General features: G+C 69.1%; 15 protein-coding genes. 7 read left to right on the top strand and 8 right to left on the bottom strand.

Translation table 11 applies throughout. The features are described from left to right. Nucleotides 1-122: 122 nt before the first annotated feature. On the top strand, nt 123-761 hold the full coding sequence (locus tag ABIC51_RS34810; protein ID WP_175901024.1) for an FMN-binding negative transcriptional regulator: 639 nt from the start codon (nt 123-125) through the stop codon (nt 759-761). An 89-nt stretch (nt 762-850) separates the two neighbouring features. Here ABIC51_RS34810 and ABIC51_RS34805 read toward each other — a convergent pair whose 3' ends face one another. Further along, nucleotides 851-1432 carry a thioredoxin family protein gene (locus ABIC51_RS34805; RefSeq protein ID WP_027790553.1) on the bottom strand — a complete coding sequence of 194 codons (582 nt, stop codon included), beginning with the start codon at nt 1430-1432 and terminating at the stop codon, nt 851-853. A 234-nt stretch (nt 1433-1666) separates the two neighbouring features. Here ABIC51_RS34805 and ABIC51_RS34800 point away from each other — a divergent pair, with 234 nt between their 5' ends. Both ABIC51_RS34800 and ABIC51_RS34795 read left to right on the top strand, forming a co-directional pair. Then, nucleotides 1667-2407, top strand: a complete 741-nt coding sequence (locus ABIC51_RS34800; RefSeq protein WP_021161177.1) for a response regulator — start codon at nt 1667-1669, stop codon at nt 2405-2407. Beyond that, on the top strand, nt 2404-3732 hold the full coding sequence (locus tag ABIC51_RS34795; protein ID WP_175901027.1) for an ATP-binding protein: 1329 nt from the start codon (nt 2404-2406) through the stop codon (nt 3730-3732). Before ABIC51_RS34800 ends, ABIC51_RS34795 begins: the two co-directional genes overlap by 4 nt. Nucleotides 3733-3816: 84 nt before the next feature. Here ABIC51_RS34795 and ABIC51_RS34790 read toward each other — a convergent pair whose 3' ends face one another. From ABIC51_RS34790 to ABIC51_RS34775, 4 genes are all read right to left on the bottom strand, one after another. Continuing rightward, entirely contained in the window at nt 3817-4428 is a 612-nt protein-coding gene (locus tag ABIC51_RS34790; protein ID WP_059697075.1) for an alpha/beta fold hydrolase, read from the bottom strand. Nucleotides 4429-4474: 46 nt separating this feature from the next. Beyond that, nucleotides 4475-5209: a metallophosphoesterase family protein gene (locus ABIC51_RS34785; protein WP_060372474.1), complete on the bottom strand. Its 735-nt coding sequence runs from the start codon at nt 5207-5209 to the stop codon at nt 4475-4477. A gap of 130 nt (nt 5210-5339) precedes the next feature. Continuing rightward, a complete protein-coding gene (locus ABIC51_RS34780) occupies nt 5340-5876 on the bottom strand; it encodes a GNAT family N-acetyltransferase (protein WP_175856223.1) in 537 nt (178 codons plus the stop codon). A gap of 12 nt (nt 5877-5888) precedes the next feature. Then, entirely contained in the window at nt 5889-6521 is a 633-nt protein-coding gene (locus ABIC51_RS34775) for a LysE family translocator (protein ID WP_027790559.1), read from the bottom strand. Between the two features lie 305 nt (nt 6522-6826). Here ABIC51_RS34775 and ABIC51_RS34770 point away from each other — a divergent pair, with 305 nt between their 5' ends. The 4 genes from ABIC51_RS34770 to ABIC51_RS34755 all read left to right on the top strand — a co-directional run bounded on the left by ABIC51_RS34770 (nt 6827) and on the right by ABIC51_RS34755 (nt 10932). After that, nucleotides 6827-8020 carry a porin gene (locus ABIC51_RS34770; RefSeq protein ID WP_175856220.1) on the top strand — a complete coding sequence of 398 codons (1194 nt, stop codon included), beginning with the start codon at nt 6827-6829 and terminating at the stop codon, nt 8018-8020. A gap of 100 nt (nt 8021-8120) precedes the next feature. Beyond that, complete coding sequence (locus ABIC51_RS34765) at nt 8121-8552, top strand: GFA family protein (RefSeq protein WP_027790561.1); 432 nt, start codon at nt 8121-8123, stop codon at nt 8550-8552. 14 nt (nt 8553-8566) lie between these two features. Beyond that, a complete protein-coding gene (locus ABIC51_RS34760; RefSeq protein ID WP_175862766.1) occupies nt 8567-8770 on the top strand; it encodes a hypothetical protein in 204 nt (67 codons plus the stop codon). A 239-nt stretch (nt 8771-9009) separates the two neighbouring features. Beyond that, nucleotides 9010-10932, top strand: a complete 1923-nt coding sequence (locus ABIC51_RS34755) for an SMP-30/gluconolactonase/LRE family protein (RefSeq protein ID WP_027790562.1) — start codon at nt 9010-9012, stop codon at nt 10930-10932. Between the two features lie 52 nt (nt 10933-10984). Here ABIC51_RS34755 and ABIC51_RS34750 read toward each other — a convergent pair whose 3' ends face one another. From ABIC51_RS34750 to ABIC51_RS34740, 3 genes are read right to left on the bottom strand one after another with little or no spacing between them, the layout of a single operon-like run. Next, complete coding sequence (locus tag ABIC51_RS34750; RefSeq protein ID WP_175865444.1) at nt 10985-11923, bottom strand: c-type cytochrome; 939 nt, start codon at nt 11921-11923, stop codon at nt 10985-10987. Further along, the gene (locus ABIC51_RS34745) at nt 11920-12606 is read right to left on the bottom strand and encodes a c-type cytochrome (RefSeq protein WP_175901030.1); all 687 of its coding nucleotides are present in this window, start codon (nt 12604-12606) and stop codon (nt 11920-11922) included. Before ABIC51_RS34745 ends, ABIC51_RS34750 begins: the two co-directional genes overlap by 4 nt. A 60-nt stretch (nt 12607-12666) precedes the next feature. Then, the gene (locus tag ABIC51_RS34740; protein ID WP_175901033.1) at nt 12667-13737 is read right to left on the bottom strand and encodes a molybdate ABC transporter substrate-binding protein; all 1071 of its coding nucleotides are present in this window, start codon (nt 13735-13737) and stop codon (nt 12667-12669) included. Nucleotides 13738-13744: the final 7 nt, after the last annotated feature.

Raw genomic sequence — 13744 nt, 5'->3', positions numbered from 1 at the left:
ATTCTGGTCTGCTGAAATTGTTCCAAACCGGCTCTACAGCATAAACCAGTTTGAAGTCACAATCGGCGGGTGACGGGCTCGCGCCCGCGCCGTTTCCAACCCCGCATGACCGTGGAGCCGACATGTACGTCCCCGCCGAATTCAACGAGCCCGACCCCGACGCGATGCGCGAGCTGATCGTGCAGCATCCGTTCGGCAGCCTGATCACGCACGGCAGGAACGGACTCGACGCGAACCACATTCCGTTCGAACTGCTGCCCGACGACGGCGGGCTCGGCGAGCTGCACGCGCACGTCTCGCGCGCGAATCCGGTCTGGCAGGACGTCGCGAGCGGCGACGAGGTGCTCGCGATCTTCCGCGCGGGCGACGCCTACATCTCGCCGACCTGGTATCCGAGCAAGCACGTGGCGCACCGGCAGGTGCCGACCTGGAACTACGTGGTCGTGCACGCGCACGGCCGCATCACGGTGCGCGACGACGAGAAGTTCGTGCGCGGCGTGGTCGCGCGGCTGACGCGCACGCACGAGGCGTCGCAGCCGGTGCCGTGGAAGATGGGCGACGCGCCGAAGGACTACATCGACAGGATGCTGGCGTCGATCGTCGGGCTGCAGATCGAGATCACGCGGCTCGTCGGCAAGCGCAAGCTCGGGCAGAACAAGGACGAAGCCGATATCCGCGGCGCGGGCGAAGCGCTGGTCGCGGAGGGCAGCCTCGCGATCGGGGAGGCGATGCTCGCGGCGGCCGACGCGAAACGCGCGTGATGCGCGTGACGCGCGTGACGCGCAAGCGGCGTGCACGCCGTGACCCCGGCGGCGCGCGGGCGCGTGCCACGCCCGCGCACCGGCGCCCGTCATTGCGTGCGCGTCGCACCCTTCGTGCCTTCTCCCGCCTGCGCGAGCGCATCGCGAATCGCGGCCTCGGTCTTGTCGTACGCGCCTTCGCCATAGCGCGTATAGACGACCTTTCCGCTCGCGTCGATCAGGTACAGCGCGGGCCAGTACTGGTTGCCGTACGCGCGCCACGTGTCGTAGCGGTTGTCCTGCGCGACCGGGTACCGGATGCCGAAGCGCCTGATCGCATCGGCGACGTTGCCCGCGTCGCGCTCGAACGGATACTCGGGCGTATGCACGCCGACCACCACGAGCCCCTGGTCGCGATACTTGCGGTCCCATTCCTTCACGTACGGAATCGTATGAATGCAGTTGATGCACGAGTACGTCCAGAAATCGACGAGCACGACCTTGCCGCGCAACTGGCCGAGCGTCAGCGGCGCGCTGTTGTGCCAGCGGTCGATGCCCGTGAAATCCGGTGCCGCCGTCCCGGCCTGCGAGGCCGGCATGCTCGCATCGTCGCGGGTGCCGGCGAACGCGGCGAGCCCGGCCGTGGCGGCGAGGGCGATGACGAGGGCGGCGGTCTTGAGTCGGGGCAGCATGGCGTTCTCCTGAGCGGGAGGCCGCCGCTCGGAGGCGGCGGCCGGACGGGTTTCGACAGGCCCCATTAGGCGGCGCCGACGTATCTGCGATGTGTCCGGCAAGCCGCGCGTGTGCAATGTTGTGTGTCGTCACGGCGGCGCGATACATTGGGATACAAACGCGCGCCCGCCGTGCGGTATAAAAGCGGACATCGCCTGCCTCGACTCATCGATACCTCGATACCGAAACGACCCATGGACAAGATCGACCACGTGCTGATCGTCGACGACGATCGCGCGATCCGCGAACTGATCGCGGATTATCTGGAGAAGAACGGCATGCGCGTATCGCTGGCCGCGAACGGCCGCGAGATGCGCAACGTGCTGGACGACGGCGCGCCCGACCTGATCGTGCTCGACCTGATGATGCCGGGCGAGGACGGCCTCACGCTGTGCCGCGACCTGCGCGCGGGCAAGTTCCGCACGGTGCCCGTGCTGATGCTGACCGCGCGCGGCGAGGAAACCGACCGCATCATCGGCCTCGAGATGGGCGCCGACGACTACCTCGCCAAGCCGTTCGCGGTGCGCGAACTGCTCGCGCGGATCCGCTCGGTGCTGCGGCGCGCACGCATGCTGCCGCCCGGCATGCAGGTGACGGAAACGGCCGCGATGCTCGCGTTCGGCGAATGGCGTCTCGACACGACCGGACGCCACCTGCTCGATACCGACGGCACGCTGGTCGCGCTGAGCGGCGCCGAATACCGGCTGCTGCGCGTGTTCCTCGACAACCCGCAGCGCGTGCTGACGCGCGACCAGTTGCTCAATCTCACGCAGGGGCGGCAGTCCGACCCGTTCGACCGGTCGATCGACCTGCTCGTGAGCCGGCTGCGCCAGCGCCTGCGCGACGGCGCGCGCGAGCCGCGCTACATCAAGACGCTGCGCAACGAGGGCTACGTGTTCTCGTCGGCCGTGACCGCCGTCGACGGTACGCCATGAGCGCGCGCACGTTGACCTCGTGGCACTGGCCGCGCTCGCTGTTCGCGCGGCTCGCGTTGATCCTGTGCGTGGGCCTCGCGCTCGCGCAGACGCTGTCGTTCTGGCTCACGGTGACCGAGCGCGACCAGGCGACCACCAACCTGATGATGGGCTACATCGAGCGCGAGGTCGCAAGCTCCGTCGCGCTGCTCGACCACCTGCCGCCGGCCGAGCGGGCCGCCTGGCTGCCGCGCCTGGCGCGGCGCAGCTATGCGTTCATCCTCGGGCCCGGCGAGACCGGCACGCCGCCGGAAGCGAGGCTGTCGGCGCGCGTCGAGCGGTCGATTTCCGACGGCATCGGCGGCGACTATCCGCTGACCGCGAACGCGATCCCCGGCGACCGTGAACATCTGCAGGTGCATCTGCGCCTGACCGACGGGTCGCCGCTCACGATCGACATCCATCCGATGTCGACGGTGCCGCTGTCGGGCTGGCTGCCGGTCGTGCTCTTGCTGCAGCTCGCGGTGCTGGCCGCGTGCTGCTGGCTCGCGGTGCGGCTCGCGACGCGGCCGCTCAAGCAGCTCGCGCAGGCCGCCGATGCGCTCGGCCCCGACCTGAAGGGCGAGCGGCTGAACGAGGGCGGGCCGTCGGAAGTCGCGCGCGCCGCCCGGGCGTTCAACGCGATGCAGGACCGCATCGCGCAGTACATGGCCGAGCGCATGCAGATCCTCGCGTCGATCTCGCACGACCTGCAGACGCCGATCACGCGAATGCGCTTGCGCGTCGATGTGATGGACGACGACACGCAGGGCGCGAAGCTGCGCCAGGACCTGCTCGAGATGGAGCATCTGGTGAAGGAGGGCGTGGCGTATGCGCGGACGCTGCACGGCACCGAGGAGGCCGCGCGCCGCATCGATCTCGATGCGCTGCTCGACAGCATCGTGTGCGATTACGCGGATGCGGGGCAGGACGTCGCGCTGCACAGCCGCGCGCCGCTCGCGCTCGTCACGCGGCCGAAGGCGCTGCGCCGCATCGTCGGCAACCTCGTCGACAACGCGCTGAAGTTCGCGGGCGCGGCCGAGATCGACGTGCACGCCGCGCCGGACGGCGGCGCGGTGATCGCCGTGCTCGACCGCGGGCCCGGCATTCCGGACGATCAGCTCGACGCGGTGTTCGAGCCGTTCCGGCGCGTGGAGACGTCGCGCAACCGGGAGACGGGCGGCACGGGGCTCGGCCTCGCGATCGCGCGGCAACTCGCGCTTGCGATGGGCGGCACGCTCACGCTGAACAACCGCGCGGACGGCGGCGGGCTGGAGGCGCGGCTCACGCTGCGCAATGCGGGGTGACGGGGGGCGGCGCGTGAGCCGCGGGGTTTCAGGTTCGTGCTGAAGCCGTAGCGGAAACTGACGCCGACGCCGACGCGCGCGACGTCACACGCGCCGCAGATGCGCATCGACGAGCGGCGCGAGCGTCGCCGCGTGCACGGCCGCGAGATCGTGCCGGCCGCCCGGCACGACGTGCAGCTGCGCGTCGGGCAGCCGCTCGAGCAGGCGCCGGCCGGCCGCGACGGGGCTGAGCGGATCGTCGTCGCCCCACAGCAGCAGCGTCGGCTGCGCGATGCGGCCGATTTCCCGCGACAGGTCGGCACGGAACGTCAGGAACCAGTCGGGCAGCTGCGGGTTGGCTTGCGCGAACCCGGCCCGCCAGTCCTGCGCGCCGAGCCCTGCCATGTCGAGCCCGCCGGACGTGACTGTCAGTACGAGGTGCGTGACCAGGCCGGGCTTGTCGAGCGCCGCGCGCATCGCGATCACGCCGCCCATCGATTGCGCAATCACGGCGGTCGGCCGGTCGATCGTTTCCAGGACATGACGCACGAGGCTGTCGAAATCGTCGACGGCCGGATCGCGCGGCGTGTCGCCGAAACCCGGATAGCCGACGATCCGGCGCTCGGCCGGATGCGTCAGGCTGCCGGCGAGCGGTTGCCAGAAGGCGGTGCTGCCCGATGCGCCGGGCAGGAAGAGCAGTTGCGACGGAACGGGCATGGTGGCGCGGTTTTCCTGTGAATGAAGTAACAGCGGGCGGCGCGTGTCAGCACCGGCCGGTGCGCAGCGCGACGGTCCAGTCGTCGCGCCCGCGCGATGCCGCGGTGGCGGCCGCCGTGTGCCAGTCGTATTCGACCGCATGAAATTCGACGTTCCAGCCGGCCGCCGTGCGCGACACCATCGCGTAGCGCGCATGCGGCGAACCCGTCTCGATGCGGTGCGGGTGCGGCAGGTCGTCCGCGTACGCCTGCAGCCCGACGCTGCCCGGGTTGACGACCAGCCGGCCATCGTCGAGTCGGGCCGTACGCGGGATGTGCGTGTGGCCGCACAGGATCAGCGATGCCGGTTCGTCGCCCGCGCGTTGCGCGATTTCCGCGGGCGTCGCCGCGCGGCAGCCGTCGGGCGTGACGGTTTCGAGGAAATAGGCGAGGTCGCTGCCGGGCGTGCCGTGCACCATCAACACGTCGCCGTCGAGCGTCGCGCGCTCGGGCAGCGCGGCGATCCATTCGAGATGGTCGGCGCGCAGCGTGTCGTGCGCCCAGCGATCCGACAGCCGCATCGACTCGCGATCGCCGTCGAGCAGTTGCCGTTCGTGATTGCCCCTGATGGTCGGCAGGTCGAGCGCGATCAGGCGGTCGGCCGTTTCGGGCGGATGGAGCGCCCCCGACAGGATGTCGCCGAGATTGACGATCACGTCAGCGCCGCGGCGGCGGACGTCGTCGAGCACCGCGTCGAGCGCGGCGAGGTTGCCGTGGATGTCGGACAGCGCGGCGATTTTCATGGCGGATCGTCGGGGAAGGGAACGGCGATTGTCGCCAATTCGGCGCAGGCCGTCCAATGGCGTGCACGTGCGCGTGCACGTGCGATTCCGCAGGCCGTGAGCGGTTTGGCGTGAAGCCGCGGGTGGCGCGTCAGTCGGTCGCGAGGCGCGCGTACATCGCGAAATCGCCCGGTGTGCCGCGCACCATCCTGTACGCGCGCAACAGCCCTTCGTAGCGGTAGCCGCACTTCTGCAGCACGCGAGCGGAGCCCGCGTTGCCGGTCAGCACCACGCCCTGCATGCGCATGAAGCCGCCGTCCGCGAAGGCCCACGCGGTGACGGCCGCGCACAGCGCGCTCGCGACCCCGCGCCCCCAGTGCGACGGCGCGAGATCGTATGCGATCTCGGCCGAGCGGTTCACGGTGGAGACGGTATGCAGGCCGATCGTCCCGGCGAGCGCGCCCGATGCGTCGTCGATCACGGCGAGACGCCGGATCGAATCGGGGTCGGTCGATTCGATGGTGTCGAACAGCGGCAGCAGATCGTCGGGCGCGCGCAGGTTCCAGCTCGTGTGGCGGAAGACGTCGGGCATCGACAGGTACGCATACCACGCGTCGAGGTCGGCGCGTTCGAGCTGGCGGAGCGACAGGCCGGGAAAGCCGGAGCGGGGCGGTGCGGCGATTTTCATCGGTGTCCGCCCCTACGTCGCATGACGCCGGTACAGCGCCAGCGACCCGGCGAGCGCGAGCAGCATCGCGCCGCACGTGCGTTCGAGCCACAGCGCGCCCGCGCGCTTCAGCAGTCGCACCGCGCGTGCGCCGAGCAGCGCGTAGCCGAACATCACCGCGCCGTCGAGCAGCGCGAAGGTGACCGCGAGCGCGACGTATTGCGGCGCGAGCGGCGCGGACGGATCGAGGAACTGCGGCAGGAACGCGGAGAAGAACAGGTAGCCCTTCGGGTTCGTCACCGCCGTGAGGAAACTCTTCGCGAAGATCGACGCGTTGCGCCCGGATACCGTTTCACCGTGCGCGGCGGCGACGTCGAGCGAACCCTTCGACATCAGCAGCCGGATGCCGACGTACGCGAGGTAAGCGGCGCCGAGCCACTTCACGACCGAGAACCAGAACGCCGACGCCATCAGCAGCGCGCCGAGGCCGAGCGCGACCGCGACGATCAGCACGAAATCGGACAGCATCGCGCCCGCGAAGCCATAGGCCGCGCGTCGCACGCCGTAGCGCGAGCCGTTGGTCAGCGCGAGCAGCACGGTCGGGCCGGGTGTCGCGATGCCGACGAAGGCGACGGCGGCGAAGACCAGCAGGGTCGTTTCATGCATGACGGAACTCCCGAGGGAAGGGGCGCGCTCGATTATCGGCTGCGCCCGCCCGGGCTGTACAGGGACGGCGCGCTGCGCACACGGCCGCCCGGTCGACTATCTCGATTTTGGCAATAAACATTTTTCATTATTCCGCTTCAGATTGAAACCGGTTCCATCTACCATGGCGGCCGCAGCGGGCATGCCCGCCGCGTCGTCGCGCGCGGACGATGCCGGCCTCGCACCGCCGGCGGATCTCGCCGCCCGCGCGCTACTCGCAACTGACAGCCAGAACAACGGGTTCACCGCCCGGAGACACGACAATCATGAACAAGCAACTGATCGCAGCCCCGCTGCTGCTCTCGCTCGCGGGCGTCGCCGCCGCGCAAAGCTCCGTCACGCTGTACGGCATCGTCGACGCGGGCGTGACCTATCGCAGCAACGAACGGGTCGGCTCCGCGGGCGCGTACACCGGCCATTCGAACGTCGGGCTCACGACCGGCAACCTGTCCGGCAGCCGCTGGGGCATCAAGGGTTCCGAGGATCTGGGCGGCGGGATGCGCGCGCTGTTCGTCCTCGAGAACGGCTTCGACATCACGAACGGCACGTCGGGCCAGGGCGGCCGCCAGTTCGGCCGCCAGGCGTTCGTCGGCCTCGGCAGCGACCGCTACGGCACGGTCACGCTCGGCCGCCAGTACACGTCGCTCAACGACTTCGTGAGCCCGGTCGGCCCGTCGTCGTTCATCGGCGGCTTCGGCGCGCACCCGGGCGATATCGACGACCTCGACCAGACGGCGCGCGTCAACAGCTCGATCAAGTACACGAGCGCCAACTACTCGGGTTTCACGTTCGGCGCGCTGTACGGTTTCGGCAGCCAGCCGGGCAGCATGAAGCAGCGCAACACGTGGAGCGTCGGCGCGGCGTACGCGGCGGGCCCGCTGCGCGTCGGCGTCGGCTACGAGCGATCGGACAACAGCAAGACGGGCGCGACCGACCCGACGGCCGGCAAGTGGCAGAGCACCGACGACGGGCTGTTCAACTCGTCGATCAACGAAGGCTATGCGAGCGCGCAGTCGCAGCAGATCATCGCGACCGGCGCGACCTACGATTTCGGCCCGGCCGTCGTCGGGGTGAACTACAGCAACGTGCAGTACCGCAGCGGCGACCAGTCGCGGTTCACGGGCCACGCGACGTTCAACGTCGCGGGCGTGTTCACGCGCTGGAACGTGCGCCCGCAGACGCAACTGTTCGCGGGCTACAGCTACACGCGCGGCAGCGATGTCGACGGCGTGGACGACCGCGCGCAGTATCACAACGTCACGCTCGGCGCCACCTACGACCTGTCGAAGCGTACCAGCGTGTACCTGCTCGGCGCGTACCAGCACGCATCGGGCATGACGCTCGACGCGCTCGGCCGGCCGGTGGCCGCGACCGCGTCGGTGTCCGACAAGGCGAACGGCCACTCGTCCGATTCGCGGTCGCAGGCCATCGTCAGCCTCGGCCTGCGCCAGAAGTTCTGACGCGCCGCGATCGTTGCGTCCGCAACGTCGCCCGCAGCCGATGCGGGCGACGTTGCAGGCATGCCCCTATACTGTCGCCTCCGTTTTTCGAGGAGACGACATGACCCGAACGCATTCCGCGAGTTGCCTGTGCGGAACCGTCACCGTGACGTTGCGCGGCGAGCCGGCGGCGCGCGCGAACTGCCATTGCGCGACCTGCCGCGATTTCTACGGCACGCCGATGCTGTCCGCGACCGCGTGGCCGCCGGAGCAGGTGGCCGTCGAGGGCGACCATGCGACGTTCCCGCATCCGGCGAAGTCGATGTCGCGCATGTATTGCGCGTCCTGCGGCGAGATCGTGTGCGGCACCAACCGGTTCGGCATGCGCGTCGTACCGAACAGCCTGGCCGCGCGTGCGCACGGCGGGCAACTGCCCGGCGACCTGCAGCCGACGATGCACCTGTTCTACCGGCACCGCGTGATCGACGTCGTGGACGCGCTGCCGAAATTCCTCGACGGCTGGGACGGCCCGACGCTCGACGACGCGAACTGAACGATCGCGGCTGCGTGCCGGCATGGCCGGCGCGCGGTTCTTTCCGCCGTATCCCGCATTCTCCTTCCTTCCTCCCGCCGCATGCAGCCGCGCTGAATCGCACCGACGCGATCGAGCCGGACAATATTTTTTCCCTTTCATTTCAATTTCGATTTGTAATCATCGAACCCATTTCCGGGGGAATGAAAAAGGCAATGCGGGTAATTCAGAAAAAATGACGTATTTGCATTGAACAATCCGGAAGAAAATGCCGGGGAAAAGCGCCGAAACCGTGCGGCCCGCAAGCCGTTGCGGCGTGATGGACGGGTTTGACCATCGTTGACGGAAAAGCGCCGGACGGCAAAAAGAATGGCGTGAATAATTCGGGATGAAGGCGAATGCGCTTTAGCCGGAATCACCAATATTTCATGCGCCGCGATTTACAGTGTCGACAATTGAACGTTCGGGAGCATTATTCATGTCAATGAAACAAATTCGGGCGGCATTGCTGGGAATGTGCATGGCGATGCTGGCGCCGGCGAGTCACGCGCAGGTGTCGTACTCGACCGACTGGCTCGCGAACACGTACGGCACGCTGGCCCAGCACGTGGGCAACGCCGCGCGCTCGATGTGGGTCGCCCCCGAGGGCGTGATCTACACGGCGTCGCGCTGGGACGAGAACGCGGGCGGTGTCGCGCTCTACCAGAACGGCCAGCCGATGGGCACGATCGGCATCCACGACGAATTCCAGGGTGGCGCGATCACCGGCAACGCGACGTCGATCTTCGTCGCGCTCGGCTACAACCGCAACTTCGGCAGCGGCTCGGTGGGCCGCTACAACCGCGGCACGAACCAGCGCGACCTGCGCATCCCGGTCAGCACGTGGACGGGCCTGCCGAATCCGGACGTGATCACCGGCCTCGCGACCGCCGGCAACCTGCTGTATGCGAGCGATTTCTACGGCAACCGCGTGCGCGTCTATACGACCGACGGCGTCTGGCAGCGCGACATCGGCGTGACCGGGCCCGGTGCGCTGGCGCTCGATGCGGCGGGCAACCTGTGGGTGGCGCGCATGAGCGCGGGCGTGGTCGTGCAGTACAGCGCGACCGGCACGCTGATGAACACGATCCAGATGGCGGCCGGCGCACGGCCGTCGGCGCTGTATTTCGACGCGTCGACGGGGCAGTTGCTGGTGGGCGACCAGGGCCCGGACATGAACATCAAGCTCTACAGCCTCGCCGGGTCGCCGCAGCAGGTCGGCACGTTCGGCGTGCAGGGCGGTTATCTCGACACGACATCGGGCATCAAGGGGCAGGTCGGCGACAAGCGCTTCACGCGCGTGGTCGGCATCGGCAAGGATGCCGGCGGCAACCTGTACGTGCTCAACAATGCGTGGGGCGGGGGCTGGGATCTCGGGCGCAACGGCAGCACCGACCTGCATTCATACGGCCCGACGGGCGCGTTGCAATGGAAGCTGCAGGCGCTGAACTTCGAGGCGATCGCCGCGCCCGACCCGGCGACCGACGGCGCGTTCTTCTATAGCGGCAACAACGTGTACACGGGCTCGGCGGGCGGCACGTTCGTCGCGAACACGGTCGATCCGTTCAGCTATCCGAAGGACCCGCGCCTCGACATGAACGACTACCAGCGCGGCCAGCACTTCGGCCAGCTCGTGACGGTCGGCGGCAACCGGATCCTCGTCGCGTCGGGCCAGAACCCCGGCAACTTCAACTTCTACTACTTCACGCCGGCGACCGGCTACATCGCGAATCCGGCCGGCTCGCTGCCGGGCAAGCCGTTCAACACGACGCTGCAGGTCACGGCCGGTTTCGACATCGACGGCAACGGCGACGTCTGGGCCGGGTTGAACGGCTCCAACGTGATTACCCGCTACCCGATGACGGGTTTCGATGCGACCGGCAAGCCGTCGTGGGGCAAGCCGACGACGACGGCCGTGCCGGGCACCGTGGCGCCCGTCACGCGCATCATCTACCAGGCGGACAGCGACACGATGATCCTCGCGCAGGGCCTCGCCGGCAACTGGGACTGGACCGCGATGAACGGGCATATCGAGGTCTATCACGGCTGGAAGAACGGCAACACGAGCGCGCCGAACCCGGTGATCAACCTGACGAGCGCGAACCCGAAATCGATCGCGGCGGCCGGCCACTACCTGTTCGTCGGCTACGTGCACACCGTGCCGAACGTCGACGTGTTCGATCTCAATACGGGCGCCCTCGTCACGACGCTGACCAACTCGAACACGTCGGCGATGGATGTCGGCAACGACGTCGACTCGATGTACGGGATCCGCGCGTACCTGCGCTCGACCGGCGAATACGTGATCACGAAGGACAACTACAACGGCACCAGCATGATCGTGTATCGCTGGCGTCCGTGAACGCGCGGGCGGAGCAGGCCGCGCGGTCTGCGCGGCCTGCCCGGTGCCCGCGTCACGGCGCGCCGAGCACGCGGCCGTTCACGCTGAGCCCGTACATCGAATCGGGCGAATCGTGGAATTTCGCGCGCGTGTCGTGCACCGAGCCCGTGAAGCGCGGGTCCTGCGGACGTTCGTGGCTGTCCATGAAGGTCGCGACGTCCCACGCCTCCTGATCGGTCAGCGTACCGCCGAGCCCGAGCGGCATGTTGGCCTTGATGAAGCCGGCCGCATTGCGGATGTCGCCCATCCCCGCGCCCCAGTTGAACGAACGCGCGCCCCACAGCGCCGGGAAGACCGCCTTGCCGCCGCTCGACTGCCCCTGGCCGTCCGCACCGTGGCACAGCGCGCAGTGCTGCGTGTAGACGGCGGCGCCGCGCGCATAGTCGGCTTTCTGCGCGGGCGGCGGCAGTTTCAGGAAACCCTGCCCCGGCAGCTTCGTGCCGACCGGCGCACCCTTCGCGAGCCAGTACGAATAGGTTTCGAGCGCGACGAGAATCGGGTCGCCGGCCGGCGGCGCCTTGCCGTTCATGCTGTAGCGGAAGCATCCCTGCAGGCGCTCGGCGAACGTGTTCACGTGGCCGTTCTTGCTGCGGTACGCCGGATACAGCAGGTACGCGGCCCACATCGGGCTCGAATCGGGCCGCCGGCCCGCGTCGAGGTGGCAGCTCGCGCAGGTCAGCTTGTTGCCGACGTACTTGCCCGCGAACTCGGGCGTGTGCAGGAAGATCTGCTCGCCGAGCTTCACGGTCTTGCCGAACTCGTCGGCGGGGATCGCGGATTCGGCGGGCGGCGCGAACGGCCTGGCTGCCGGCGCAACGGCGGAAGGCGCGGATGCGGAAGCGTTGGCCGGTGGTGCATCCTGCGGTGCGGCCGCGAACGCGAGCGCGGGCAACCAGGCCGCGCCGAGCAATGCCGTGCGGGTGCGGCGGATCAGCGTCGTGCGGTCGATCATCGCTTGTCTCCCTGCGCGGCGCCGCCGCGTGCGTAGTAGGCGGCCACTGCGTCGATGTCGGCGTCGGACAGCTTGCCGGCGATCGCCGGCATCAGCGCCATCGGCCCGGGCGGGCGCGTGCCGTGTTTCCAGCCGTTCAACTGGCCGGCGATATAGGCGGCGGGCTGGCCCGCGAGCGGCGGAAACGCGCTGCCCACGCCGAGGCCGCCGGGGCCGTGACACTGGGCGCATGCGGGCAGGCCTTGCGACCAGCGTCCGCGCGTCGCGAGCCACGCGCCGGTGTTCGCCGGATCGATCGACGTGTCGTCGGCGGCGGCGATGCCGGCCGGCGCGGGCAGGCTCGCGAAGTACGCGGATACCACATCGCGCTCATGCGGCGTCAGCAGTTTCGAGAGCGGCTGCATGACGGGATTCTGGCGGCTGCCGTCCGCGAACGCGGCAAGCTGCGCGGACAGATACGCGGCGCTCGTGCCCGCGAGGCGCGGGAAGCCGGCCGCCGCGTTGCCTTCGCCCTGGCCGCCGTGGCAGCCGATGCAGGCGGCGACGCCCGTCGTCGACCCCTGTGTCGCGAGCGTCTTGCCGAGCGTCGCGTCGTCCGCGCGCGCGTGGCCGGCCAGCAGCGTCGCCGCGGCGAGCAGCAGCGGCGCGAACAGGCGTCGCGGTGTGTGCACCGTATCGTTCACGTGTCCCCTCCTTGTTGTAGGCCGCGAGCGCGCCGCCGGGCAGCCGGCGCGGCCGCGCGGTCAGCCCGCGTCGGGCTGCTTCTCCTGCTGCGCCGGCGCGAGGTGCCGCGGCGGTGTCGCCGCATCGTATCGGCCGAAGCCGTAGCGCTGGAAGATCCCGAACGCTGCCGGCGACCGGATGAACGCGAGCCATGCGCGCGCGGCTTCCGGATGCGGCGCGTCCTTCACCATCGCGCCCGCATAGATCGCAGTCGTATTCTGCTCGGCCGGAATGTCGATGTGCATCAGCGGATGCCCGACCTGTTCCTGGAACGCCGCTTCGGATTGCCACAGCACGCCCGCGTCCGCGCGCCCCTGCATCAGGAACAGCGCGGTTTCCCGATGGTGGATGTGCGTGAGCTCGGTCGTGCCGGCGCGCACCTTGTCGTCGTAGACGGTACGCGCGAGCGCGTCGCCGCCGGCCTTCACGAGCGACGCGCGGATCTGCCGCGCGACGCCTTCGAATGCAGGATTGGGCATCGCAAGCTGCACGTCGGGCCGCGCGAGGTCGTTCAGCGACGCGATGCGCTTCGGATTGCCGGCGCGCACCATGATCGTCAGCTGGTTCGTCACGTAGGGCACGGCCGGCCCGACGAGCGTGCCGTCCGCGATCAAGCCGTCGATCTTGCCGAGCCCCGCGAAATACGCGTCGGGCTTGACCGTCCACGTCATGTTGCCGACGGTGATCGTGCCGCCCGCCTGGATCTGCTTCACGAGCAGGCCGGGCGGGATCGTCTCCCAGTAGATGCGGCCGCGGTACTCGGGATGGTCTTCCTCGAACTTCGCGACGAGCGGCGCCATCGCGAAGAAATAGTTGCCGCCGACGAACAGCACGAGCTTCGGCGCGGTGAGGTCGCCGTGGAAATCGGCGAGTACGTCGACCTGCGGCACCGTGAATTCGAGGCCGCGATGCGTCGCGTCGTTGTTGCGGCCGTCCTGCCAGGGCGGGAAGACGTTCGCGGCGGGGCCGGCCGGCGCGGCGAGCGACAGCGCCGATGCGCAGCAGAGCCAGGCGGCCAGCGCGGCGCGCAGCGTGCGCCGACGGCGCGGCAACGGTGATGGCGATGGCGGTTGCATGGGGATCGATGTCATCGCGGTG

Source organism: Burkholderia sp. 572, assembly GCF_040545135.1.
In the GTDB taxonomy this organism is placed as follows: Bacteria; Pseudomonadota; Gammaproteobacteria; order Burkholderiales; family Burkholderiaceae; genus Burkholderia; species Burkholderia cepacia.
This window is presented reverse-complemented; position numbering and strand designations above follow the sequence as displayed.

Bases quoted from the DNA above. Each gene is read 5' to 3' on its own strand.
- ABIC51_RS34775 (WP_027790559.1), bottom strand. From the start codon at position 6,521: ATGCATGAAACGACCCTGCTGGTCTTCGCCGCCGTCGCCTTCGTCGGC.
- ABIC51_RS34765 (WP_027790561.1), top strand. From the start codon at position 8,121: ATGACCCGAACGCATTCCGCGAGTTGCCTGTGCGGAACCGTCACCGTG.
- ABIC51_RS34780 (WP_175856223.1), bottom strand. From the start codon at position 5,876: ATGAAAATCGCCGCACCGCCCCGCTCCGGCTTTCCCGGCCTGTCGCTC.
- ABIC51_RS34750 (WP_175865444.1), bottom strand. From the start codon at position 11,923: ATGATCGACCGCACGACGCTGATCCGCCGCACCCGCACGGCATTGCTC.
- ABIC51_RS34800 (WP_021161177.1), top strand. From the start codon at position 1,667: ATGGACAAGATCGACCACGTGCTGATCGTCGACGACGATCGCGCGATC.
- ABIC51_RS34740 (WP_175901033.1), bottom strand. From the start codon at position 13,737: ATGACATCGATCCCCATGCAACCGCCATCGCCATCACCGTTGCCGCGC.
- ABIC51_RS34755 (WP_027790562.1), top strand. From the start codon at position 9,010: ATGTCAATGAAACAAATTCGGGCGGCATTGCTGGGAATGTGCATGGCG.
- ABIC51_RS34810 (WP_175901024.1), top strand. From the start codon at position 123: ATGTACGTCCCCGCCGAATTCAACGAGCCCGACCCCGACGCGATGCGC.
- ABIC51_RS34795 (WP_175901027.1), top strand. From the start codon at position 2,404: ATGAGCGCGCGCACGTTGACCTCGTGGCACTGGCCGCGCTCGCTGTTC.
- ABIC51_RS34770 (WP_175856220.1), top strand. From the start codon at position 6,827: ATGAACAAGCAACTGATCGCAGCCCCGCTGCTGCTCTCGCTCGCGGGC.
- ABIC51_RS34785 (WP_060372474.1), bottom strand. From the start codon at position 5,209: ATGAAAATCGCCGCGCTGTCCGACATCCACGGCAACCTCGCCGCGCTC.
- ABIC51_RS34805 (WP_027790553.1), bottom strand. From the start codon at position 1,432: ATGCTGCCCCGACTCAAGACCGCCGCCCTCGTCATCGCCCTCGCCGCC.
- ABIC51_RS34790 (WP_059697075.1), bottom strand. From the start codon at position 4,428: ATGCCCGTTCCGTCGCAACTGCTCTTCCTGCCCGGCGCATCGGGCAGC.